Here is a 24,290-nt window from a genome sequence, read left to right on the forward strand (position 1 = left end):
TCGGCGTCGAGCGTCTTGCCGACCACACCGCGAATGTCATATGCCTTGAAGATGGATTGGGAGATCATCGATTCTCTTTCGGTTGCGTGCATGGGAAACTTCCGACATGCCCGGTCGTCGCGTGGCCTCGTCTCGATTGGCGAGGAGCAACCGCTTCGCAAACAGGAGACACGATCGATTGCATTCCGGGATCGCATCGGAAATATCGTGTTGTTCAACCATGATCGGTTCTGAATGGCCCGCGCGTGCGCTCTGCCGGTCGATTCGCTCGGACACGGTGGTTCGGTATCCGCCGTATTCTCGATGACACACTGTACGTCGCGAACGCGCCGATGGACCGACAAAGCTCTGAACGGATCCGCCAGCGTGCGTATGGGCGAGGCCGACGGCATGCGCTGCGTTTCGCATGGAGTCGCCACGACGCCATGCGAATCCGGTCAGTCGGCTTCCGCGAGATACGGCGACGTGAACGCGCGTGGCGGGAACAGCGGCACGCCGCCTTGCGGCGTGAAGCTGTAGCGGAGGTAGACGGCCGCCGTCCACTCGCGATACTGATACGCGTTGCCGAACGATGCCGTCCCGCCGACGGCGAGCTGCGGGGCGATCTGGTATTCCCCGCGCGCGGCGAGCGAATAGGCAATGCCGGTCTTGCTGCGTGCCGGATACACGGCCCCCGGGTCCAGCCCCACCGCTTGACTGGTGGCGGCGTTCGCCGCTGCTTGCGCCTGCATGCCCGAATCGAGCGGGAAATACGGCACCGCGTTCTGCCGGTAATGCTGCACACCGACCGAACCGTTCAGATCGTACGAAAACGCGCCCGTTCTGCCTGCATACTCGATCGGAATGTTCAGGATCACGTATTGCTGAGGACTGAAGTAACCGCCCTGCCCGTACGTGAAATACGACTGGTTCTTGCTGAAACGCATCCACGTCGCATTGACGCCAATGGTGAGCGTCCGGTCCGTGTCGCTCAACACGCGCGTATAGGCGCCCCCGCTGCCCTTTCCGGCGAAGTTGCGTTCCACGTGATGGCCGTCGTAGTAGTCGAACGCGCCCGCGACATACACGCCGCTGGTACCGTCGTCCCAGCTCAGCGCGCCGCGCGCGCCGCTGCGCGTCACGCCGCCCCACTTGAGGCCGGCACTCGCATCGCGCGCGCCTGCGAACGAAAGCAGGCTGTCGGTCACCGCGCGGCGCGTGACGGCCAGCGAGTAGGCGGCCCGATCGGTTATGGCACCGTTGTAGCGCACGCCGCCGACCATGTCCTGGTACGGGAACCCGACCGGCGTCGCGCCGATATCGACCTTCAATTGCTTGCCTTCGTACGCGACGGAGAGACCGACGCCGCTCGCCGTCTGAGAACCCGGCGAGCCGCCGCCGGCCGCCGTCGCGAGCCCCGCACCGAAACGCGCAAGGGTCGGCACATCGGTGCCCGAGCTGCCGCCGTCGAGCATGACCGGGGTGGCCGTCACGACAACGTGACCGTTACCCGCCTTGATACGCCCTTCCAGGGGCGCCTCGATATCGGTGAGGCCCGACAGCCCCGCTTCGCCCGTGCGGTTTCGGAACACGAGGCCGCCGGTCGCCGCGCTGGCCTGCTCGCGGTTCACCTGGGCAAGCTCCGACGCGACATCGGGCATCTGTCCGCTGGCGTCCGTGCCCGCATCCGGCTGCGTCGACCGGGCCGCAGTCGCGCTTTTCGCATAGCCTGCCGGTGGCTGCGGGATATAGCGAGACGATGCATCGGGCTGCCCGTACGCCGGCGAAGGAACGGACGACCGCGCGATGGGGAGCTTCGCGCCACCGCGCGGCGGCCGGCTCGCTCTGGCGGAAGACGTGGATGCCGTCGGCGATGCACTCGTCGCCGCGGCGCGCGACGCCGGCGACATCGGCCATGGCGTGGCGACGTAGCCGGCACACTCGTCGTTGGAATCGGCCTGCGACACGCATCCGGTGGACGCCCCCGCCTGCGGTACGTCGGCGCCAGGCTCTCGATACGGCAGATACCGCCGTGCGGTCGCGGCACGCCCCGACTCCCCCGCACCGACGCTCTCCTGGCCGTAGCCGCCGGGATCGCTCACCGCTGCCCGCAGCGGGACGGGTACGGCGGTCGGCGCCGTGCGTGCTTCCGGCACGGCGGACGGTGTGACGTAGGTCGCGGGCGGCGCGGGCGGCATCGTATAGGGCACGGTCGGAGCAGAAGAAGACGGGGTGGACCACGTGGGCATGCCCGGCAGCGGAAGTGCCGCGCCGGAGCCGGCAGACGGACGAACGACATCGACGGCGGTCTTGCCTTCGAACGGATTGGTACCGGGCAACGGATTCGCGCCGATGCGCCGCATCGCGTCTTCCCAACCGCGCGGAACATTCGACCGTTCGGGTTTGCTCGCCGCGGGCGGCGTATTGGCGACCAGCAGCGAACGCTGCAGATACTGCGCGGCGAGCGACAGGTTTCCCTCTGCGCGATACAGGCGGCCGATTGCAGCAAGCAACGCCGGATCATCCGGCGCGATACGCAGCGCCGCGGTCGCGAACGCTTCACCGTCGCGCCAGGCCTTGGCGCTGCTCGCCGCGTAGATCGCCGCGACCAGCAATCCCGCATCGTCGGGCCGGCGGGCCAGCGCGACCCGATAGCATTTCAGCGCGTTCGTCGCGTCGCCGGCCGACGTGTACAGCCTCGCGAGCGCGGCTTGGAGCTCCGGACTGTCGGGCATCGCGGCCAGCCAGGGCGCGATGACGGCGTAGCCGCCGGCAAGGTCGCCCTCCTGACGCACCGCATCGGCTCGACGCACGACGATCTCGAGGTTCAGGCGTTCGAAGTCGCCACGCTGCGCGGGCGACAGCGGCATCGCGGCGAGCCGGCGCATCGCGTCGCCCAGAAGCCCATCGTCGCGGACGGTCAGCAGAATCCGCGCGTACTGCAGCAGCACGCCGGCATTGTCCGGCTCCCGGGTAAGCGCAAACCGCACGATCCAGAGTGCACGCGACATGTCGCCGGCTTGCACATAGCCCGCCGACAGCTGCGCCGCAAGCGCCGGTATCGACAGACCGATTCCCTCGGCGTCGTGCAGCACGCCGAGCGCCTGTGCGCGTCGGCCCTCGCGCGCCATCCGTGTCGCGAGGGCAACCTGCTGGCCAACCCAGAGGCGGTGCTGCAACGTCGTCATCGCCGCCGTGCGTTGCGCGGGCGCGATGCGCTCGAGGCGCTGCAGCCCGATGCTCCAGTCCTGCGTCTGCTCGGCCAGCAGCGCGCCGGCATAGAGCGCGTCGGGCATGTCGGGCCGCTCGGCCAGCAATCCGTCCATCACGCTGCGTGCCGATGCGATCGCACCTTGCCGCACATACACGCGTGCCAGGTCCAGCCGCAGCCACGGATCGTCCGGACTGCCCGCGAGCGCATCCTCGAACAGACTGCGCGCCGCGCCCAGATCGCCGCGCGCTTCGGCCTGCCGCGCCTGCGCCGCCTCCGCCGTGCGACGCAGCCGGTCGAGGCCGCCGGCCTTCGATTGCTGCTCGGCGCTCAGTTGCGTCGCGAACTGCAACGCTTCGTCGCCGCGTCCCTGTGCGGCCAGCGCGCCGACCAGGCCGCGTATCGCGTCCGGATTGTCGGACTGGCGCCGCAACGCCATCCGATACGCCTGCTCGGCGCCACCCGCATCGCGATGCTCCAGCAGCGCATCTCCGAGCAGCACCTGCGCGGTGACATTCGACGGATCCGCCAGAATCGCGCGCTCGAACAGCGCTTTCGCCCGTGCGAAGTCGCCGTTGCTTTGCGCGCCCAGCGCCTCGCTCGTGTAGGACCAGTACGTCGCACTGTCCAGCGCGGATCGCCAGCGCGCCGCATTCCCGCCTCGCGACGCACGCTCGAGATCGCTGCGTGCCTGCGCAAAGCGCTCCTGCTTCAGTTCGACGATACCGCGACCGCCCAGCGCATCACTGTCGTTCGGCAACTTGCCGAGCACGGCATCGAAGCGGGCCCGCGCCGCGTCGAGATCGCCGCGCTCGAGTGCCGCGAAGCCCTCCTCGATCGCACGGCCGCGTGCTTCGTTCGACGCACCTTGCTGATCGCGCTCGCGACCGGCTTGATCCTGTCGCACCATGCTGTCGTAGCGTGCCTTGACCGGCGGATCATCGGGCACCGCCTTCAGATAGGCGAGATAGCGCGCCTGATCCGATGGCCTTGCCGCGAGCCAGAGCAGCGCCTGGCGCCAGCTCTGTCGCGCGTCCTTGCCGACCTTGGCGTCGGCGGACAACTGCTCGAGCCGTGCGATGCCGTCGCGGCGCGTCGCATCGCGATAGGTCAGGTGTTGCGCATACGCGAGGGCATAGCGCGGATCGTCGGGGTTGTCCCGCGCGAGCCGTTCGAGACCGCGCCGCGCTTCGCTCCATCCGGTCGGCGTGGCCGCAAGCGCCTGGAAATATTCGAGCTGCAGCGCCGGCGACGACGGGGCACCCTGCAGCGCGTGCTGATACTGTCGGGCGGCCAATTCGCTTTGCCCCGTTTGCGCGAGGCGGCGGGCGTCGCTGATCTCGCCGTCCCGCGCGCCCGCATCGCCCAGCCGGCGGCCAAGCTCGTCGATCCGCGCGAAACGGGGAGCGGTTCGGCGCAACTGGTCCAGATAGCGGCGCGCGCCGTCGGCATCGCGTCGATCGGCGAGCACCATCCCCATGCCGAACAACGCATCGGGCTGATCCGGCTCGACGCCCAGCACCTTCTTCCAGGCCTGCGCCGCGAGGTCGCCTCGACCGTGCGCCTGCCAGTATCGGCCCTGTTCGACGAGCACCTTCACCGGATCGCTGCTGGCCGCGGCATGCGGCAGCGCAAGCGCGAACAGGAGGCTCGCGACACCGCCCGCGCGAGCGCGGCCGAGCCTGCCTAACCGTCGGACGCGCATGTCACTCCTTCAGCCGGCGCGCCGCCCGCGCACCCAGCAAACGATAGAAAAGCGCCGCCGCGATGAAGGCGGCCAGCACGCCGATCAGCGCAAGCAGCAGCGGACGGGCCGACATGACCCAACGCAGGTATGTGACCGGCGGCAGCGCACCCACGTGATACGACGTGCTAGTCGACGTGACCGTCACGGTGCGATCGCGAATCACGACCATCGCGCCCTGGATCGACGTGAGCATGTCGTCGTCGAGCAGCGCGCGTCCCAGCACCTCGTCCGCATGGCCCGTCGGGCCGATCAGCGCGACCGCGCTGCGCGTCTTTCGCAACGGCGATTCGAAGCCGGCGATCAGCGCGCTCGTGCCGTCGGACACGATCGACAGGCCCGCACGCACACGCTCGCGCTCGGCGCCAGGCGACTCAGCCGCATTCGCGCGGCCGAAGAGGCCGCCGCCGCGATCCTCGTCGAACGGCATGCGCGCGGCCCACCGCGCAAGCAGCGGCTGGGTATCCGGTGCGCCGAGAATCAGCAGGTCCCGCGACGCGAACGTGCCGACGCCGCCCGCATCCGTCACCGCCACGCCGCTGACCGGATAACCGGTCGACGCGCCCATGCGGCCCATCGCGAGCAGGTACAGACCATAGACGTCCGGCGTCGGCTCGTTTGGCAGCACGACGGCCGTGTCCGACAGGTCGGCCATTCGCGTGAATGGAAAACCGCTGTTCGCGAACGCGGCGAGGTCGGGCAGCGCCATGTAATGCGGAAACGACGATACGTCGATCGTCGAGTCCGGGTCGATCGTGCCAGCCACGTTCTGCAGCAGCCGCCCGGTGCATTTGCCCGAGTCCGGAATCTCGTAGAAGAAGTTCAGCGTCAATTGCGTGCGCGGCGTGACCAGCAACGGCGGCACGTGCAGCGTCGCGCGGTCGATGCCGCTGGCGGCGAACGGCAGGTAGCGACTCAGGCTCCAGCGGGACGATTCGCGTGCCGGAATCGGCAGCGCCTTCACGAACGTATCGCCGACGCTCAGGTTGAGCGACGAGCGGTCGGCGCGCGCGGTCGGCGTGTATCGATAACGCAAATCGATCGGCGCGCCCCGTGTACTCCACGTGAACAGATCGGGGGCAATGCGCAGGTCGACCCGGACCGGGCCCGCTTCGTATCCGGACACGGAAAGCGCGCGTTCCCCGGCCAGTTCGCCGAACCGCACCGGGCGGGTCGACGACAGCCAGTTCGGCGCGTCGTACGGCACGCGGGGGGCGGGATTCGCGAGCCCGGTCACCGTGGCGCGGGTGCCCGCAAGCGCGTTGCTGCCGAGCGCGAGCGCAAGCGCCGCGGTCTTCAGTTCGGCCGGCGTTCGCCCGAGAACCAGCAATAGCTGACCATGGGCGGGGGCCTGCCGCTCGGCGACGGCCAGCGTCGGGCCGTCGATGACGGGAAGCGGCACACCGTCCGGGCGATCGTCGGGCGTCGCGAACACCACGGCGTTGCCTGATTCCGGCAGGCCACCAAGTCGGGCCGGGAACCGCGCGCCGCGATACGAAGCCAACGCACCGAACCACGACGCGACGATGCCGGCCGCTTCCAGCGTCTCGCGCGGTGGCCGCGCGGCGAACACGAACGGCACCTCGAGCCGCCGCACGTCCCGCTGATCGAAGAACGGCGCGGGCAGCACGCCAAGCTCCGCCCGCTCGGGCAGCGGCGCATAGGTCAGCTCGAGCCGGCTCGCGTTGCTCACCGTCGCCCAGAGCGACGAACTGGCAGGATTCTCGCAGCCGTTTGTGTAATGGCCGATCAGCTGAACATTCAAATGGTTGTATTCGGTGACGAAGCGCGGATCGATCGGCACGTCACGCGCGACCATCATCCCGGCCTGGGCCGCCGGCAGCGGCAGCGTCGCCGCCACTTCGCCGTTGACGAGCACCTTGAGCTGCGACAGATCCGGCAGCAGCGCGGGCGAGTAGCTGTAGACCAGATGCAGCGTCGCGCCCGTGACGACCTCGTCGCGACGGACCGAAAACGCCACGCCGTTCTGGCCGTCCGTGCCGCGCAACTGCAGCGGATCGCGCGCGCCGAGATCCGCGAACGTCAACGCCTGGCGTCGGCCGCCCGGCACGAGCGTGCCGGGGTCGGCCGTGGTCGGCGGCCCGCCCGCGCGCCGACGCGCGGCTTCGGCCGCGGGCACCGGCTCGGCGAGCAGCGGCGGTCGCGCCGCGACGGGCCCGACGGGCAGCGCCGGCGACGGCGCAGGCCGTTCGCCCGACGACATCGCGCCATCCGCCGCACGCACCGCGCCGGGCCCCTGCGCCATCGCGACCGATGCCCAGATGCCCGACGCGATGCCGCCCGCCAATGCCCAACACAGGAGCGAGCGCATCTTGCGCGGCAAGCGCGCGTGCCAGCCGACCCGAGCAAGGCGCGCGGTGACCGCGCCCTGCGAAACGCACGCCTTGCGGCGCGTGCAGCCGCGCTGTCGCGACACCCACGTCATGCTCTCTGCCATCGTGCTATTTTTTCGTTGTCGTTTCGATCGCGTCGCCGCCGCGGTCGCTGCGCGTGGCCGCGCGCCCGCCCGTGCGCAGGTCGGCGTACAGGCGGCCCGTCACGCGCAGCAACCCCTGCACGCCGACCATCGCGAGATGCAGGAACGCACGCGGCGGCGAATCCGGCCGGCGGCCGGCCGTCCAGTCGATCCATGCGTCGGCGCGGGCAAAGGTCGAGCTGACGAGATCGAACTCCTGCCGTTGTGACAGGCTCTGGAACCGAATGCCGATGCGCCCCGGTTCCGCGTATTCCACCGTCCCGGGAAATGCGTATTCGTCGACGCCGCGAAACAGCGACACCGTCACCTGTTCGCGATCCGGAATGCGCGCGTCGTCGGGGACTGCCACGCCGATGCCGCCCTCCGAGTAGTCGCGCGTTTCGCAGGCCAGTGTGCGGCCATTCGCGAAGCGCAGCATGACCGGAATCCGTGCCGTGACGCGGTGGGTCACGCGTACCTGCCGGCGTTCGTTCGCCGCGGCCACGGCCAGGCCGAGAATCAGGAGGTTGTATGTCGTCCACGCCAGGTTGAACACCGTCGTCTGCACTTCGCTGCCGACATGACGGTTCAGCGCGATGTGCAGCGCGCCCATCGCCAGGCCGAACGCATTCAGGATGACCAGGCTCAGGTAGGGCTTCGAAATGGCCCAGTCGAAATAGCCCCGGTCGATCCGGCCGCCCTTGGCCGTCACGTTGAACGTGCCCAGCCGGGGATTGACCAGCGCGAGCAAGGTCGGCAACGCGATGTACGACGCGAGCACGGCCTCGTAGACCTCGGCCCAGAACGAATGCCGGAACCGGCTCTGCATCCGCGAGTTCGTCACGTTCGCATGGACCACGTGAGGCAGCGCATAAAGCGCGAGCATCGTCGCGGGCGCGTGGATCACGTGTGCGCCGAAGAACAGGAACGACAGCGGCGCGGTCAGGAACACGAGCCGCGGGATGCCGTAGAAGAAATGCATCATCGCGTTCAGGTAGCACAGTCGCTGGCCCAGCGTCAGTCCGCGCCCGAGCAACGGGTTGTCGATGCGGAATATCTGCGTCATGCCGCGCGCCCAGCGGATTCGCTGGCCGATGTGTCCGGTCAGGCTTTCAGTCGCGAGGCCCGCTGCCTGAGGTATCGCGAGATAGGCGGTCGTGTAGCCGCGGCGATGCAGCTTCAGCGCCGTATGCGCGTCCTCCGTCACGGTCTCGGTAGCGATGCCGCCGATCTCCTCTACCATCGAGCGGCGCAGCAGCGCGCACGATCCGCAGAAAAACGTCGCGTTCCAGAGATCGTTGCCGTCCTGCACCAGTCCGTAGAACAACTCGCCTTCGTTCGGCACCTCCCTGAAAATGTCGAGGTTGCGCTCGAACGGATCCGGCGAAAAGAAGTGATGCGGTGTCTGAAGCATCGACAGCTTCGGATCGCGAATGAACCACCCGAGGCAGATCTGCAGGAACGAGCGCGTCGGCACATGATCGCAATCGAAGATCGCGACGTACTCTCCGTCGGTCGTCTTCAGCGCTTCGTTGAGATTGCCCGCTTTCGCATGACGATTGTGATCGCGTATCGTCCAGTGCACGCCGACGGATTCGCAGAATGCCCGGAACTCCGCGCGGCGCCCGTCGTCGAGCACGTGGATCGACAGCTTGTCGGCCGGATAGTCGAGCGCGAGCGCTGCATAGATCGTCGGTTTGACGACGCTCAACGGTTCGTTGTACGTCGGAATGAACACGTCGACGGTCGGCCAGTGCGCGCGCGATTCGGGCAACGGCAACGGCTTGCGCCCCAGCGGCCACGCTGTCTGGAAGTAGCCGAGGAGCAGCACCGCCGCCGCATACACTTCCGCCGCCACGAGCAGCGTGCCCCACGCCGCGTCGAGCGGATGCGACCACACCAGGGTCTCGGTCAGTCTCCAGTACATGTACCGGCCGGTTGCCGCGACCGACAGCACGATCATGACCAGCGTCGCGTAGCGACCGTCCACGCGCCGGATCGCGAGCGAACCGGCCAGGCAGCACGTCGCGAACACGAGTTGCCCGACATTGTCGAGCGGCACCGTACACACGACATACAGCGCCAGGAGCGCGCATGCCGCGAGCGGCAGCGTGACGAGCCAGCCGCTGCCCGGCAACGCGTCGACAAACCGGTCGACCGCCGACGGTCGCGCGGAATTCGCGCCGGCACTCAAGCGATGCTCCGTGCCGTGACGCGCTGATCGATCGCGCGCTCGAGCCACGCGGCGCACGCGTTCAGGTCGGCCGCGGCCTGCGAACGCGGGTCGTAGTGATTCACCGTCGTCCGGCACGCGAGCGCTTCCGCGACCCCTTCGTCCGCGTGAATCACGCCGCCCAATCGCTCCGCGCCGAGACTGTCGCACAGCACCCGCAGCACGTCGCGGCCCAGTTCGCGAGACTGATCGACCTGATTGACCACATAACCGTCGCCGGCGAAATCCGCGCGGGTCGCCGCGTAGGCGTCGATCATCTGCCGCATCTTCGGGATCGATGCGTACGACGCCGCATCGGCGAGCACGACAGTGAGCACGAAATTCGCGGCCGTCAGCGCGGCACGCATGTAGACCGAGGTGCCCGGCGGCGTATCGATGATCACGATGTCGTCGTCGCCGAGCCCGAGCGTCGCGAGCCCGCGCGCGAGCCACGATGGGTCGCGGTCGAGCAGTCGCTCGAAGCGGCGCTGGTCCGCTTCACCGACCACGCCGAACGGCAATACCACGATCCCGTCGACGACCGCGGGCGGCCAGTCCAGCCCGTCGAGCCCGGCGTGGGCAAGCCCGTCGCTCATCTCGAGCGGCACGCCGAAATGCAGCTTCAGCGCATTCTGCGGATCCAGATCCACCACGCTCACGCACCGCCGTCCGCGCGCCGCCATCACGGCCGCGAGGTTCGCGACCAGCGTGGTCTTGCCGACGCCGCCCTTGGCCGAAGCGATCGCAACGATCTTCATGAGCGGCCCGTCCGCGTCGACGGCTCGTCGTGCCCCTCTCCCGGCGCCTCGCTTCGCAGCCGCTCGAACAGCCGGACCAGCGGCTGCGACGACCCTCGCGCATCGGTAGCGTCCGATGCCGACCGCTTTCCGACCAGCTTCTTCAACGGGCCCTGCGTGAGATCGCGCCGGACCGCAGCCGGCGGGGGTGCCGCCTGCGTGTCCGCCATCAAGATATCGCGCAGGCCCGGCGCGCCCTTCGGCGCCCCGGAGCCCGGCTGCGCGTGCGGCTCGCATTCGCGCAGTTCGACACCCTCGAGCAGCGGCCAACGCGCGCGCGCCGCTTCAGCATCCGCTTCGGCACGGACTTCCTGATAACGTCCGGCGTCACCGCCGAAACGCTTAAACAGCGATTCGATATCCCGAGAGGTCGACATAGCGTGCCCAATTGAATTGTTATCGCGGATATTCCGGTCGACCGGACCGCTCAATTCCTTGCCCGCGCAATGCGCAGTTCGATCCGTGAGTCGTCCTGAGGAACGACGTCCTGCACCACGCGCAGGCCGGCCGCGCCGACGCTGTCGAACCAGCCCTGATACGCGCCCTGCAGGAAGGCCGAGGACCACGCGAGATGGCCGGTGCCAAGCGCGCGCAACGGCGCGGCGAAATGGACGATGCGCAGGAATTCGTGCTCGTCGGACAGCTCGGCATAACCCCATTGCGCGTCGCGCCAGCGCGCATTCAACGCATTCGCGAGATCGTCCGTCGATTCGCAAGGGCCGAGCGGATGGGCGGCCGCGAAGCGCATCCCGACGCGCGCCATCAGGTGCCGTAGCTCGTCTCGATCGAGCTGATCGGCGAATTCGACGGCCAGTGCCTCCAGGAATCCACGCCATTGGAGCGACACCTGACGCTCGAGAAGATGCTCCAAAATTCGCTGCATGGACAACGGATTCCCGGTGAAAAACAATGATTGGCGTGACCGCATCGTATGCGTCTCGTGCGGGCATCGTGGCTACAGCGTTTTGCGCATCGTATCGAATCCGGGCACGCGAAGGCGGCCGGAATCTAGCCGTAAAACGCCAAACCGTCCGATGTGACCGGCGGATTCAACCAGCCGGAGCGGCGCCGGCAGTCGACGAATGGGGTTGCTTATGCGGACCGGCGACCGGATATCACGCAGCGTTCGTGCGCGGCGTGGTGCATGAAACGACGGAAAGGCGGCCTTGTCAGGCGCGGCCCGGAGAGAACTCCGCGCGGAATTCGCAAAACAGCTCGTGGCGCTCGGCCAGCACGTCGATCTGCGCCGGGGTCAATGCGGCGACGATCGAGGCCGTCTCGTCGGACATGCCGAGTTGTTGTTTCGCGGCTTCGCGATCCGCTTGCAGCAAGCGCTGGGCGAGCGTCAGGTATGAGCGGTTGAATTCCGCAATCGCGTCGAAGATTTCGTTCTGTTTGGCCATGATCGTTCCTTTTTTTGGACGGCCATTAAATTCAGCCGGCCGCAGGGCGCATATTCTCGACGCCCGGAGTTTTCGACCACGCACTTTACGTGTTGAACGTATCGACCAGCGGACAAAGCCTAGACGGAATCCGCCAAATCGCCATTTTTCCATTGCCGCTTACTGGAAATATAAGTCAGTGGCGTGACGCTCGCGGTGCCGGCTAAGGCTGCGCGCGACGATTAACCAGCGCTTCAATCTCCGTCGGCGTCAGCGCGATGATCCACGACGCGATCTGATTCGAAATGCCCAGCTCGCGCGTCGCCACCTCGCAATCGATCTTCAACATCTGCTGCATCAGTTCGAGATAGGCGGGATCCAATGATTCCAGCGCGTGACAGACATCATCCTGTTCCATCGCCACTCCCTCCCCATGACACGCCCGTGATCTCGATGCGCCGGCATCCGGACGCATCTGCCAGATCCGTCCGGATTCCGGGTCTTCAACGTCAAACCGGATACCAAGCGAGCGATTTCCTGCCGACAAACGACAGCCACAATCCGCTATATAACGCCGATTCGGCCACATGCATACCGTTTCAAAATAATTCTTCCTGCAATGCGCAGCCTTTCAATCAGCCTGTCGGATTCGCCCAGGATTCAGTCGCCGCCTCATTCGCAAATACACCTAGGATTTCCGGAATTGCACGTGCGCGACCATGCAATTGCGTCCTGTACGACGTCGAATATTCCGTTGCGCCCGTACGCCGACATCGGACATCGACGTTGTCCGCTCTTCATTCCGAACTCATGGAATTACCACTATGTTGAAAGTGACGAAAGCCGTCTTTCCCGTTGCCGGCCTGGGCACGCGGTTCCTGCCGGCTACGAAGGCGAGTCCGAAGGAAATGTTGCCGGTCGTGGACAAGCCGTTGATTCAGTATGCGGTCGAGGAAGCGATCGAAGCCGGCATCACGGAGATGATTTTCGTGACCGGACGCAGCAAGCGCGCGATCGAGGATCATTTCGACAAGTCATACGAGATCGAGGCAGAGCTCGAGGCGCGCGGCAAGGACAAGCTGCTCTCCCTGGTACGCAGCATCAAGCCGAGCCATGTCGACTGCTTTTACGTTCGCCAGGCCGAAGCCCTCGGGCTGGGTCATGCCGTCCTGTGCGCGGAGAAACTCGTCGGCGACAACCCGTTCGCCGTGATTCTCGCCGACGACCTGCTCGATGGCCCGAAGCCCGTGCTACGCCAGATGATCGACGTCTTCGACCACTATCATGCGTCGGTCATCGGCGTCGAGGAAATCGCCCCGGAAGATTCGAAATCCTATGGCGTGATCGACGGCAAGCGCTGGGAAGACGATCTCTTCAAGCTGTCCGGGATCGTCGAGAAGCCCGAACCGGCGAATGCGCCGTCGAATTTTGGCGTCGTCGGTCGCTATGTGCTGAAGCCGAAGATCTTCGAGCATCTTCGCAGGCTCAAACCCGGCGCGGGCGGTGAACTGCAACTGACCGACGCGATCCAGTCGCTGCTCACCGATGAACAGGTGCTGGCATACCGCTACGACGGCACACGCTTCGATTGCGGCAGCAAGCTCGGGTACCTGAAGGCGACGGTCGAATTCGCGCTGCGGCATCCGGAAGTCGCGGCAGACTTCGAGCGGTATCTGCTGGCGCGCATGTCGGAGCAGCTCGTCGTCTGACGCCAACCGTGCGCCGCGGTGGCGCGGCGCACCGAGTGGCCGGCCTTTCACGCCACGCGCGATCGATACATCGGTTTCGTCCTTCGAGGACCGGAAATGTGGCTCGCCATCGGCAACCTCGGTGACGCGGCGCTGACGCTCCCGCTCGCCGCAGTCTGTTTCGCTTGGCTCACGCGCTCGATGTATGGCTGGCGCATCGCGCTATCGTGGATCACGCTGCTTGCCGCGGCGATGTTCATCGTCGGCATCACGAAGATCCTTCATGTCGGATGCGGATTGCAGATTCGGGCGATGGACTTCCGCGCGATCAGCGGGCATACGCTGCTGGCGGCAACGGTCTGGCCGATGGCATGTCTGCTCATGCTGCACGACGGGTGGAGCATGCGCCCCGGCTTCGCGCTATTGCCGGGACTCGTGCTCGCCGCGACGATCGGTTTTGAACGCGTACGTGAGGATGCGCATACCGCGTCCGAAGTGATCGTGGGCTGGATGCTCGGCGTGATCGTCATCACCCTGTTGCTGAAGCGGTGGACGGACGCGCCGATCCTGCCACCGGCATTGCGCCCGCTCGCCGTGGTTTCGGTGTTGGCGGTGTCCGGCGTCTCCTATGGATATCACGCGCCGATCCAGGTTGCGATCGAGATGTATTCGCCACTGCTTTGCGCGCATCTTCCCTGACTGATGCTTGCCCGTTCGGTGACGCTGCGCGCGCCGCGCGCGCTCACCCGGGTTCCAGACGGCCGCCGTCGTTGATTGGCGGCACCGATCAACATTCTGTCGGACTCGTACGGTTGGCATTGCCGACAATGCGCTTATAACGCACCGCACCATTTTTACGTCTCGCTGGAAGCCGATGAAAATCCTCATCTACGGCATCAACTATGCGCCCGAGCTGACCGGCATCGGCAAGTACACCGCCGAAATGGCGGATACGCTCGTCGAGAAGGGCCACACCGTGCGTGTCGTGTGCGCGCCGCCGTACTATCCCGAGTGGCGAATCGGCAGCGGATACTCGGCGCTACGCTACTCGACCGAGCGTCGCGGCGGCGTGGCGCTTTGGCGGGCGCCGCTGTGGGTTCCGTCGCGACCGAGCGGTGCCCGCCGCATCGCGCACCTCGCGAGCTTCGCACTCTCCAGTCTCCCCGTCATGCTGCGACATGCGGTGTGGCGGCCCGACGTCGTCGTCTGCGTCGCGCCGAGCCTGCTGAACGCGCCCGCCGGCTGGTTCGTCGCACGGTTGACCGGGGCCCACGCGTGGCTACACATCCAGGACTACGAGGTCGATGCGGCGTTCAGCCTCGGGATGCTCAAGGGATCCCTGCTGAAACGTACCGTGCTCGCGATCGAGCGCATGCTGTTGAAGCGCTTCGATACCGTGTCGACGATCTCCGGGAAGATGATCGAGCGCGCGATGCGCAAGGGTATTCATCCGCGCAAGCTCGTGCATTTCCCGAACTGGGCCGACACCCATTCGATCTACCCGCTCAAACGGCCGAGCGAGCTTCGGAACACGTTGTACATTTCCCCGTCCGCAACGATCGTGCTTTATTCCGGCAACATGGGTACGAAGCAAGGGCTGGATATCCTGGCTGGCGCGGCCGAACGGCTCGTATCGCGCGACAACGTGGTGTTCGTCTTCTGCGGCAACGGGCCTGCGCGCGCCGAGCTCCTGATGCGCTGTGTCGGCCTCAGGAACTGCCGCTTCCTGGATCTGCAGCCGATCAGCCGGCTCAACGAGCTGCTGAATCTGGCCGACATTCACGTCCTCCCGCAACGCGCCGACGCGGCCGATCTCGTGATGCCGTCCAAGCTGACCGGGATGTTCGCAAGCGGGCGGCCCGTGATCGCGATGGCGAGCCCGGGCACGGAGTTGCATGACGTGGTCGGGTCGCGCGGGATCGTCGTGCCGCCGGGCGACGCCGAAACGCTTGCATCGACTATCGACGCGCTCGCCGCCAACGCGGCCGAGCGCGCTCGCCTGGGCCAGGCCGGGCGCAGATTCGCCGAAGCTGTTCTGTCGCGCGACGCTGTGTTGAGCGAATTCGACGCCAGATTGCGCGCATTGCGTCCCGAGCCGGCCCCCGCCGACGTATCCGGCGCACGGCATCCGGATTTTTGAAACCGCATTCGATCCCTCTTCATACGGCAACATGAAAATCACCATCATCGGTACCGGCTACGTAGGCCTCGTTACTGGCGCATGCCTCGCCGAAATCGGCAACGACGTGTTTTGCGTCGATGTCGATCAACGCAAGATCGACATCCTGAACGGCGGCGGCGTACCGATTCACGAGCCCGGCCTCAAAGAGTTGATCGATCGAAATCGCGCGAGCCGTCGACTGCAGTTCTCGACCGACATCGAGGCCAGCGTCGCGCACGGTGACATCCAGTTCATCGCGGTCGGCACACCGCCCGATGAGGACGGTTCCGCCGATCTGCAGTACGTGCTCGCCGCCGCACGCAATATCGGTCAGCATATGACCGGCCCGAAGGTGGTCGTCGATAAATCGACGGTGCCGGTCGGCACCGCGCTGCACGTGCGCGATGCGATCGCGACGGAACTCACACGCCGCGGCCTGCGCCATGATTTCTCCGTCGTGTCGAACCCCGAGTTCTTGAAGGAAGGGGCCGCCGTGGACGATTTCATGCGCCCGGACCGTATCGTGATCGGCACCGACGACGACGATGCCGGAGAACGTGCGCGCGAGCAGATGAAGCGGCTGTATGCACCGTTCAACCGCAATCACGAACGTACGCGCTACATGGACGTGCGCTCGGCCGAGTTCACCAAGTATGCGGCGAATGCAATGCTGGCGACGCGGATCTCGTTCATGAACGAGCTCGCGAATCTTGCGGATCGCGTCGGGGCGGATATCGAGGCCGTGCGTCGGGGTATCGGTTCGGACCCGCGCATCGGGTATGACTTCCTGTACGCCGGCGTTGGTTACGGTGGATCGTGCTTCCCGAAGGACGTACGCGCGCTGGTGCAGACCGCGGCGGAATATGGGCAGTCGCTGCAGATTCTGGAAGCCGTTGAAGCGGTCAACGATGCGCAGAAGAAGGTACTCGTCGACAGGATCGTCGAGCGCTTCGGGGACGATCTGTCGGGACTCACGTTCGGGCTTTGGGGGCTTGCGTTCAAGCCCAATACCGATGACATGCGCGAGGCGCCGAGCCGTGATCTGGTGGCCGGGCTTTTGAAGCGCGGTGCCAGCGTGCGTGCTTACGATCCCGTCGCGACGGATGAGGCGCGACGTGTGCTTGCGCTTGACCTGAGCGACGAGCCGGATGCGCATTCGCGGCTCGAGTTCGTGACGACGTCGGAAGAGGCCGCGGCCGGCGCCGATGCGCTCGTGATCGTCACCGAATGGAAGGTGTTCAAAAGCCCGAATTTTGCGGGGCTGGTTGAGTTGCTGAATGAGCCGGTGATCTTCGATGGGCGGAATCTGTATGAGCCGGAGACGATGAGGGAGTTGGGGATTGAGTATTACAGTATTGGGCGGCCGGATGTAGCGGGAGTGTCTAAGGCAGTTAGGACGCTGAGCGTGGCGAGGGCGTGAACGTGCAACTTCTTGGCTTGGGGTCTACATCACGACCTCGAGCCAGCAACTGAAGCGATCACTGTGAAGGAAACCTAAGAATAGCGGCCTTGTATATAAAGTCGGACACCGCGTGCAGTGTACCATGCAGATGGCAGCCCATTTTTTCATAAGGTCCTGTTGCCAGCAGGACCGGTATAACTAAATGTTATAAATTAAATGAATAAATCCCCGCCGCCCACTCCAACCTAACAAAAACATTTCTCGGAGCATCGAATCATGAAGGTTAGCGTAGCAGTTTGCGGTCGCTTCCATTTCCACAACTACATTGAAAATCTAGATAAATCTGGAATTTTAGATACATTTTACTACTCCCATAAAATACATAATTCCGCGTTCTCGCTCGCGCGCAGCCGCGCGGTCAATATCTGGGCAAAGGAATATGCCGTCCGAGCACATGCGAAAATGCTAAAGGGACGGCTGAATGACCTGCTCTACCCGGCATATCACGATCTTTGGCAACTTGGAGTACGTCTGAATTGGCGACCGACTCAAGTGCTACACGTCATGGCACACGGCACATCACGACAAGTTGTCAAGGCCGCAAAACGCGAAGGCTCGACCATAATCGGCGAGGTTGTCAATACACATCCAATTTATCGTGACAACATTCTCACCATGGAGGAGAACAAGCGAGGGCTTCCGCATGTCAACAGAATTAATCGACAGCAAAATAGATTGATCGAGGAATTACAAATGTACGATTACGTACTCGCGCCGTCAGCGATCGTACGAGAGTCGTTCATTCAGCAAGGGGTATCGGCAAGCAAAATAAAGGTTATTCCATATGCTGCCAATGTAAAAAGATTCCACCCATTAAATAAACGCGAACACTCGAAAGATCGCTTCGACATCTTGTGCGTCGGACAAATCAACTTGCGAAAAGGCCAGCTTTACCTCCTGGAGGCCGTCAAGCAACTCAACAACAAGCGCTTTCATGTCACTCTGATCGGGCAAATTGATCCTCAGATCGAATTCTTACTGGAGCCATATCGACATCTCTTCACGCACATTCCACGCGTAGATAACGCACAACTCAACAAGTACTATAATTCTGCCGATCTCTTCGTGCTGCCCTCCCTTGAAGAAGGTTTGGCGGTGGTGCTATGCGAAGCTTTGGCTACCGGACTTCCCATCGTCGCAACACGCGAATCCGGGGCTGCGGAGATCATCGAAGATAACCGTAGCGGCAAAATCATTCCGGCCGCTTCCGCCACCCAACTGGCCGACGCAATAGACAAGATGGTTAGCGCTCCAGAAAGGCTTAGGGAATTTTCTAGTCAGGCAAGCCTCGCCGCCACCGATACTCATAACTGGAACCAATACGTCGAAAAACTGGTCGGCGTCTACTCCGAGTGTATGAGATAGAAGCAGAAAATCACGAGGCGTAGGTCTTCCGCGTCAAAATTCTATTAAATCCAAATTTTTGCAGTACTGTCGACGAAGTTAAAATCGCGGTCTACGCATCTATTCAGAATTGCGTCGACACATCGCCTAACAGATTGGTGAAATACCGTTTTCCGTGGTGCTGGGAAGCTGTTCTCATGGGCAGTCGCCCCCATCGGCTTATACAGAAGTGTCAGGGTTAAGGTCGCCATGTAATGCTCATAGAGTGTTAGCAGCGACATGAACCTCTTTCAGTTTAAGCCAGATGGCCTTCGCGTCCGGTTCGCCATCGCCATTGCGACCGAGGAACCACGCCCGCCGTCGGTTTGGCCGCCAATCGTTCCATCAATGTCCTCGCTCGATTGTTCAGGCGCGCGTCGCCAAGCTCGAGGTGGGCGAATTCCGTTTCCGTCCAGCAGGTCGCACGGCCAAGGAGCTCACGCAAAAAGCGGGAGTAAACGCGGCCTACGAGCGGAGCGCTATGTCAGTGAAAGTAAACACGTTCGTCCGCGCTCGAGGGCAGAGCGCCGAGATGTGTATAAGACGATGGGCTAACCGGTTGCACTTGACTCTTGAGACGGCCCAGTAGTATTAAGCCGCATTGCCGATCACGTGATTCATTCACCAAGGCGAGCGGTATATGTTGCTTCTGCCAATCGTACCGTGGTCGCCGTCCGGCGAACCAGAGTGCGAAGCGCGATACGACACTGAGGCCGCCGTATTGTTCCGCGCCAAGCCCTTTCCCTGATTACTTTGTCCGGCGTAGCTAGCAACACGCGCAGCGGATTCCGGCGAAAGCAATCGCTCCACCGGAGTTCGGCTATAACCTTCCGATGGGTCAGCGAATTGCTTTCCACCAAGTTCCTCACCGAGATTCGCTCCATATCGCTCGTCGTAACCTTTCGGTGCACCGAGCAACGGACTTGCAGACACCCGGGGGGTACTTATTGAGTTCCGGCCCTCGCCGGTGCTCGCCGGAGCTTTGCCATCACTGCTTCGAGAGACACCTGTCGCCCTACCGTCAATTCCATGTGCGGCTCCCAACTGCGGAGATGTCAATGTCCCCGCAGGCATTGCCATATTTCTCCCTTGGCGACGCGTTTTCCCTTTATTTGATCCACTTTGTGCGTTGGCCGTCGTACCGTTCGCCAATAAAATTCCAAGCGTTAGGAAAATGCAGAAGACTTTCTTACACATGTACATGTTTTCTCCGCTGCAAGTAAACCGAATTGTCACTTCCAGAATGAGTCAATTATTTAAAAGCACGCCTCTGGTTGAAGATCACGATGAAGCAATTTCCATTTCACTTTAAGCAATCCGGTGCCGCGCGGCCATCAATATGGCACACCACACCTCAAAACCAGAAATACGATTCAAAAAATAAATTCTTTTAAAATATCATGCAACCATTGCTCGATATGCAGCAACCATCCCTCGTTTTCCAGGCATCTCAACGAATATATGAGTCACGTAAGAAATGGACATCAAAACAGTCAAATATAAAGCCAAGATCGCAAAGAATCTAAAATCGTCCACACCACCCAACGCCGATTCAAAAACAAGCAATAGCGGCATATGCAGAAGATACATTGAGTAGGATAACTTCCCCAACATTTGCGGAACGGAAGTATTGAGCAAATTTGGGAGAATCCCATTATCAGCACTCAATAGACCAATCAATATTGCAAATGCAAGTGGAGCAATGAATGCCAACGCACCATACTGCGTCGATGCCGCAATCAGCAACATTGACGCAGCAGCAAGAATAATCGCCACATACACACCCGCATTCACACGGGAGAATTCACCCAATCTCTTAAAATGATATACTGCAACACCGGCAAAAAACCCTGCCAAACATCGAATCATCGCCCCTGATGACGCGACATTATCAAGGCACGCCTTCGCACCCACACCGCACCCATTTTTTACCGAATCAATATAAAAAAGAAACATATAGCAAATAAGCGCAAGCGTTATCGAACCTAGCGCGCGATGCCGACGATTTGTCACCATCCAAAACAGCCCAAATACACCATACGTGTAAAACTCCGTACTTATACTCCAACTCGCGAAATTATATATACGAATATTTGGCAAACCAAATCCGAAAATCATAGTGCCCGTGGCCAATATCTCGGCCGGCGAGGGCACAATCAATTTACTTGTTGAATCGATTGTGTTTGCAACAATAAAATATACGAGATAAGAAAATAGAAGAAGCGGCAACAGTCGCGCCAGTCGCGAAAACATGTATTCCGCGAACTCCGTCAAACTGGTTAGCCTGTCACCATAGCTAACACACATCACAAAACCACTCAATATAAAGAATAGATCGACCGATAGATAGCCGGCCTTGATCAACGAAATACCGTGCAACGCCTTGACGTGATAAAGCACCACCAGAAAAGCCGCAATTCCCCTAAGACCTTCAAATGATTTGATAATCGGCCGAGCCATTTTCCCATCCTCAGCATTTCACATATTTCACTGCATCTTCATCGAAGGTTGAAGCGGATTAACTATCTGGCCATCGATAGTAACCCGACCCAATTTTGCCTTTACGACCACGTCTGCCGAAAATTTGCTTCCAACTGCATTCTTTTCCATAAGAGATAGCGCCGGTTTTCCTATCGATACTATTCTTATTTTTCCAAGGCGTAGCCCCGTCACCCCCCCTAACGGAAAGAACTTTGCATCTGACCTACTCAAGCCGGATTGCCCAACCAGAAACGGGGAATGCGCACCTTGATCGAGAAATTCGATATATCCCTCATCAATTTTCAATTCGGCGTCGTGTACACGAACGGGAACCGATGTTGGACCGGTTATTGACAATTTCCGAATATGTACCGTCGTCGCTCCAGTGTTTCGCATCTTGTACTTGGAAGAAACACTTTCTGAAATAGACGAACTCGGGCCTGCGCCCGCGGCGGGAAAACCTATAGAAACTGCCGCAGAGTATGCGTTCTTAGCGGGTGTGCTTGTTGCGCAGTTTTCTACGGCGAGATAATCGATCTCGGTATCTCCACCAAATAACACACTGATCCCAGCTCGCTGAAAATCTCGCGCCTCAATGCGTTTGAAGTGAACATTGGTCGATGCATCACCGACGAGCAATCCGCCAAGGGAATTTGACGAGCCATTCCCTTCTAACATGAGGCTCCCCCAGTCCACATCGGACGTTGATTCGATTGTCAGCGTGTTCTTCTTAATAGCGTCCGAAATCAATGTGACCTGGTCACTTTTTACTCCATTTGACGTGCCCCACGATGCTGAAACACCGCGATCGAGCGTTATATTTTTCCACCCGCTATTGATAGTTGCTGAGTGACAGATATAAGCGGTGCCACCTGTAGACGTAAAGTGCAAATTTTCTAGCCGAATATTCTTTGGATAATCCCGCTGCCCATCTCGGAATCTCAGGACAAGGTCTTCCGCAGACTTAAAAAGCTGACGCAAACCCTGATCAACCGTTATTGAATTTTCATCTACAGATTTGATAGTCAAAAATTGATTTGGTGCGTCTTCGCGTGATGGCGTGCTGTTTACCGACCGCCCGTTTCGCGCCAGACGAATGGTTTGACCGACACAGATATTCGGCATGACTTTGAAAGATATTTTATTTTCATCAACACTTACCCCGGTCACTTCGACTGTTTTCTCACCATCAAATACTCCAGACAAGACATTTATTGACGTCTGGTAGCCAAAAGGGCAGGACTCTCCTCCTACCAGATCGATAATCGAAGAATTTTTTGATATTACGAGCACATTTGACGGTAAGATCCAAATTCGTGAAATGCTGTTCGCATCGAGATGATGGCCTAGAACGTTCTCGGCGACGTCTGCTCCGGTGTATCTTCCAAGAATATATCTGGGGAGATCCAGATATATTACTCCGCCACCACGTTGATGAGTAGCATTCGAGGCACGCTGAAATGCAGCTAGCCAGTCACCTTGGTCTTTATCCTCGTAGTAGTCTTCAACAGCTACCACGCTCTTGAGCCGGACATCAGCTGCACTAGACGGTCGTTCCCGGGCGTTCGCCCTGAATGGAACCACCATATTCCCAACGACAACAGCGCCGATTTTTGCTACAGCCGCTCTTCGAGATGGACGCATGGCATTATCGATATCCATTCAATTTTCAATCGAATTATCCGACAAAAGTCGGCTACATTCTAATCCGAACGGGACGGACAATCATCGCAATTAACATACCCAGCCAAAATGCTCGAGATATAACAATTGCCTGACCGCCATCGAACAAAAGAGCCACCAACATGACCATCGCTATGCACATGGTTGGCATTAACCCTCTTTTCTGCCTGGACACATATATGCCGCGCATCAACCACACTAAAAATGGGGCAGTAAATATAATTCCATAGTGAAAACACATGTAGAAGAACAATGAATCAATGGTTGTTACCTCTACTGCCGATTGCGAAAAATACGGGTCAATATCATTAAAAAATGAGCGATACCCAAGCCCATGAGGTAGCGTTACCTTCCACGGATTCGTAAAAATAAACTTGAAATAAGAGAATCGCGTCTCATCTGAGCCTTGCATTCTCCCATTTCCACTTACAGTGGCATCAAGAAAGTTCTGAGTCTTGCCGACAGCCTGTATGTAATGTGACTGATCGCTAACAAAAAAATCCTCTACTTTTGAAACGAGTCGAGGTGCGAGTGGGGCGACCACGATTGCGCCTACCGCAATAATTACTATTAGGCGCATTCTAGACCTATTTCCAAGCTTTGATGCCGTATAAGACAACAAATAAACAACCCCACACGCAGCGGAAATCCAGTATTGCCGATAAAAACTAACTGCTGCCAGAAATACAAGCAGTACCGTGGCCAATGTGGCAAGAGCCATCCTACGCGACTCGCATGCGAGCACAATCGCCACCAGCATGCAGACATATGGAGACGCGAATTTTGTGCCTAAGGAGTCTCCAGTGACCTGAAAATACCAACTCAATGTACTTATTATGCCGGTAACTATTCCAAGTTGAATCAAAGGAAGCGAATCTCGCCGCCCGAAATCCCAGAAAATTAGAAATCCAACCAGGACACTAAGATTTGCTCTGTAGTCCGCATATGAATATAGCGCATTCCCACCGACGAGAGACCCTAGGATGAAAAGTATGGTTATAATGATAAACGCCGCGAATGCCTCGTGTTTTTTATACCGAATAATCCTCGTAACTGATCGCGCGATGGGGTCGCGAACAATGAGCCCCCACCCAACGGCTAAAAACAGTGCCGCCTCAAACAGATAATTTCCGCCAATATCAAAAATCTTGATCGAAAATGCGGATAGAAGCAGCAGGCTATAAATCGTTGGAGAAATCCAACTTATTACGGAGCGAGCTATTCCTCGCGAGACATCAGATCGCGCAGACGCTCCTCTGACATATCTCACGTTGACAGGTTTAATTTGGCTCGATGCTGCGTTTATTTCGTTCATCGGAGTGGTGATCAGTGTCAGCCCAGTAGCGTGGTTTTCAGAAACCGATTACTTCGATATGTCCGCTTGCGTGAGATGGCAGCCCGTACGAAGCACAATTTACGGGTGTGATGATGTGTAATCTAGCGTGAGGCTAGGGCTCTATCACTATCGACGAGTGGCACCTAGGTGTGGAACCATGTGAGCCACTATTCAGAGGCATGTCCCATCACATCCGGTGCTGCGACGCGGCATATTTCGGCATGGTGTCCGATCACGGATGGCGGCGTCCGCCTAAATCTTGGCGGAATCCGTCGCCTGCCAGCGATTTTTCGCT

16 protein-coding genes and 2 pseudogenes are annotated in these 24,290 nt (G+C 60.9%); 5 read left to right on the forward strand and 13 right to left on the reverse strand.

Annotated features, from left to right (window positions below; all coding sequences use genetic code 11):
* Positions 1-437 precede the first annotated feature (437 nt).
* From DIE23_RS33355 to DIE23_RS33390, 8 genes are all read right to left on the reverse strand, one after another.
* A complete protein-coding gene (locus DIE23_RS33355; RefSeq protein ID WP_124616405.1) occupies positions 438-4,895 on the reverse strand; it encodes a cellulose biosynthesis protein BcsC in 4,458 nt (1,485 codons plus the stop codon).
* A 1-nt stretch (position 4,896) separates the two neighbouring features.
* Positions 4,897-7,392, reverse strand: a complete 2,496-nt coding sequence (gene bcsB, locus DIE23_RS33360) for a cellulose biosynthesis cyclic di-GMP-binding regulatory protein BcsB (protein WP_260436290.1) — start codon at positions 7,390-7,392, stop codon at positions 4,897-4,899.
* 4 nt (positions 7,393-7,396) lie between these two features.
* The gene (gene bcsA, locus DIE23_RS33365) at positions 7,397-9,604 is read right to left on the reverse strand and encodes a UDP-forming cellulose synthase catalytic subunit (protein ID WP_124616406.1); all 2,208 of its coding nucleotides are present in this window, start codon (positions 9,602-9,604) and stop codon (positions 7,397-7,399) included.
* A complete protein-coding gene (bcsQ, locus tag DIE23_RS33370; protein WP_124616408.1) occupies positions 9,601-10,380 on the reverse strand; it encodes a cellulose biosynthesis protein BcsQ in 780 nt (259 codons plus the stop codon). The genes bcsA and bcsQ overlap by 4 nt, the downstream gene beginning before the upstream one ends.
* Complete coding sequence (gene bcsP, locus DIE23_RS33375) at positions 10,377-10,796, reverse strand: cellulose biosynthesis protein BcsP (RefSeq protein ID WP_124616465.1); 420 nt, start codon at positions 10,794-10,796, stop codon at positions 10,377-10,379. The genes bcsQ and bcsP overlap by 4 nt, the downstream gene beginning before the upstream one ends.
* A 50-nt stretch (positions 10,797-10,846) precedes the next feature.
* On the reverse strand, positions 10,847-11,302 hold the full coding sequence (gene bcsD, locus DIE23_RS33380) for a cellulose biosynthesis protein BcsD (RefSeq protein ID WP_124616410.1): 456 nt from the start codon (positions 11,300-11,302) through the stop codon (positions 10,847-10,849).
* Between the two features lie 286 nt (positions 11,303-11,588).
* Complete coding sequence (locus DIE23_RS40500) at positions 11,589-11,975, reverse strand: flagellar transcriptional regulator FlhD (protein WP_260436291.1); 387 nt, start codon at positions 11,973-11,975, stop codon at positions 11,589-11,591.
* Between the two features lie 49 nt (positions 11,976-12,024).
* On the reverse strand, positions 12,025-12,219 hold the full coding sequence (locus DIE23_RS33390; RefSeq protein ID WP_124616412.1) for a flagellar transcriptional regulator FlhD: 195 nt from the start codon (positions 12,217-12,219) through the stop codon (positions 12,025-12,027).
* Positions 12,220-12,625: 406 nt separating this feature from the next.
* Between DIE23_RS33390 and galU the strand changes: the two genes are divergently transcribed.
* From galU to DIE23_RS33415, 5 genes are all read left to right on the forward strand, one after another.
* Complete coding sequence (gene galU / locus DIE23_RS33395; RefSeq protein WP_124616415.1) at positions 12,626-13,510, forward strand: UTP--glucose-1-phosphate uridylyltransferase GalU; 885 nt, start codon at positions 12,626-12,628, stop codon at positions 13,508-13,510.
* Positions 13,511-13,606: 96 nt separating this feature from the next.
* Complete coding sequence (locus DIE23_RS33400; RefSeq protein WP_124616417.1) at positions 13,607-14,188, forward strand: phosphatase PAP2 family protein; 582 nt, start codon at positions 13,607-13,609, stop codon at positions 14,186-14,188.
* Between the two features lie 175 nt (positions 14,189-14,363).
* Positions 14,364-15,629, forward strand: a complete 1,266-nt coding sequence (locus tag DIE23_RS33405) for a glycosyltransferase WbuB (protein ID WP_124616419.1) — start codon at positions 14,364-14,366, stop codon at positions 15,627-15,629.
* A gap of 31 nt (positions 15,630-15,660) precedes the next feature.
* A complete protein-coding gene (locus tag DIE23_RS33410) occupies positions 15,661-17,070 on the forward strand; it encodes a UDP-glucose/GDP-mannose dehydrogenase family protein (RefSeq protein WP_124616421.1) in 1,410 nt (469 codons plus the stop codon).
* Positions 17,071-17,328: 258 nt separating this feature from the next.
* Positions 17,329-18,477, forward strand: coding sequence for a glycosyltransferase family 4 protein (locus DIE23_RS33415; RefSeq protein ID WP_124616424.1), 1,149 nt, complete (start codon positions 17,329-17,331; stop codon positions 18,475-18,477).
* Between the two features lie 237 nt (positions 18,478-18,714).
* Here DIE23_RS33415 and DIE23_RS40505 read toward each other — a convergent pair.
* From DIE23_RS40505 to DIE23_RS33435, 5 genes and pseudogenes are all read right to left on the reverse strand, one after another.
* Positions 18,715-18,807 (reverse strand): annotated as a pseudogene (locus tag DIE23_RS40505) (IS4 family transposase); the annotation flags it as partial.
* 7 nt (positions 18,808-18,814) lie between these two features.
* A pseudogene (locus DIE23_RS33420) lies at positions 18,815-18,940 on the reverse strand (transposase DNA-binding-containing protein); the annotation flags it as partial.
* Between the two features lie 953 nt (positions 18,941-19,893).
* Entirely contained in the window at positions 19,894-20,955 is a 1,062-nt protein-coding gene (locus DIE23_RS33425; protein ID WP_124616428.1) for an acyltransferase, read from the reverse strand.
* 27 nt (positions 20,956-20,982) lie between these two features.
* Positions 20,983-22,638 carry a hypothetical protein gene (locus tag DIE23_RS33430; protein ID WP_124616430.1) on the reverse strand — a complete coding sequence of 552 codons (1,656 nt, stop codon included), beginning with the start codon at positions 22,636-22,638 and terminating at the stop codon, positions 20,983-20,985.
* 34 nt (positions 22,639-22,672) lie between these two features.
* Entirely contained in the window at positions 22,673-23,380 is a 708-nt protein-coding gene (locus DIE23_RS33435) for a hypothetical protein (protein WP_124616432.1), read from the reverse strand.
* Between the last annotated feature and the right edge of the window lie 910 nt (positions 23,381-24,290).

The sequence above is a fragment of the Burkholderia sp. Bp9143 genome (assembly GCF_003853645.1).
In the GTDB taxonomy this organism is placed as follows: Bacteria; Pseudomonadota; Gammaproteobacteria; order Burkholderiales; family Burkholderiaceae; genus Burkholderia.

What these genes read in the sequence shown, in the direction of transcription:
- DIE23_RS33400 (WP_124616417.1), top strand. Translation starts at nt 13,607, where the DNA reads ATGTGGCTCGCCATCGGCAACCTCGGTGACGCGGCGCTGACGCTCCCG.
- DIE23_RS33425 (WP_124616428.1), bottom strand. Translation starts at nt 20,955, where the DNA reads ATGGCTCGGCCGATTATCAAATCATTTGAAGGTCTTAGGGGAATTGCG.
- galU (WP_124616415.1), top strand. Translation starts at nt 12,626, where the DNA reads ATGTTGAAAGTGACGAAAGCCGTCTTTCCCGTTGCCGGCCTGGGCACG.
- bcsB (WP_260436290.1), bottom strand. Translation starts at nt 7,392, where the DNA reads ATGGCAGAGAGCATGACGTGGGTGTCGCGACAGCGCGGCTGCACGCGC.
- bcsQ (WP_124616408.1), bottom strand. Translation starts at nt 10,380, where the DNA reads ATGAAGATCGTTGCGATCGCTTCGGCCAAGGGCGGCGTCGGCAAGACC.
- DIE23_RS33405 (WP_124616419.1), top strand. Translation starts at nt 14,364, where the DNA reads ATGAAAATCCTCATCTACGGCATCAACTATGCGCCCGAGCTGACCGGC.
- DIE23_RS40500 (WP_260436291.1), bottom strand. Translation starts at nt 11,975, where the DNA reads ATGGAAAAATGGCGATTTGGCGGATTCCGTCTAGGCTTTGTCCGCTGG.
- DIE23_RS33355 (WP_124616405.1), bottom strand. Translation starts at nt 4,895, where the DNA reads ATGCGCGTCCGACGGTTAGGCAGGCTCGGCCGCGCTCGCGCGGGCGGT.
- DIE23_RS33430 (WP_124616430.1), bottom strand. Translation starts at nt 22,638, where the DNA reads ATGGATATCGATAATGCCATGCGTCCATCTCGAAGAGCGGCTGTAGCA.
- DIE23_RS33415 (WP_124616424.1), top strand. Translation starts at nt 17,329, where the DNA reads ATGAAGGTTAGCGTAGCAGTTTGCGGTCGCTTCCATTTCCACAACTAC.
- DIE23_RS33435 (WP_124616432.1), bottom strand. Translation starts at nt 23,380, where the DNA reads ATGGCTCTTGCCACATTGGCCACGGTACTGCTTGTATTTCTGGCAGCA.
- DIE23_RS33410 (WP_124616421.1), top strand. Translation starts at nt 15,661, where the DNA reads ATGAAAATCACCATCATCGGTACCGGCTACGTAGGCCTCGTTACTGGC.
- bcsP (WP_124616465.1), bottom strand. Translation starts at nt 10,796, where the DNA reads ATGTCGACCTCTCGGGATATCGAATCGCTGTTTAAGCGTTTCGGCGGT.
- DIE23_RS33390 (WP_124616412.1), bottom strand. Translation starts at nt 12,219, where the DNA reads ATGGAACAGGATGATGTCTGTCACGCGCTGGAATCATTGGATCCCGCC.
- bcsD (WP_124616410.1), bottom strand. Translation starts at nt 11,302, where the DNA reads ATGCAGCGAATTTTGGAGCATCTTCTCGAGCGTCAGGTGTCGCTCCAA.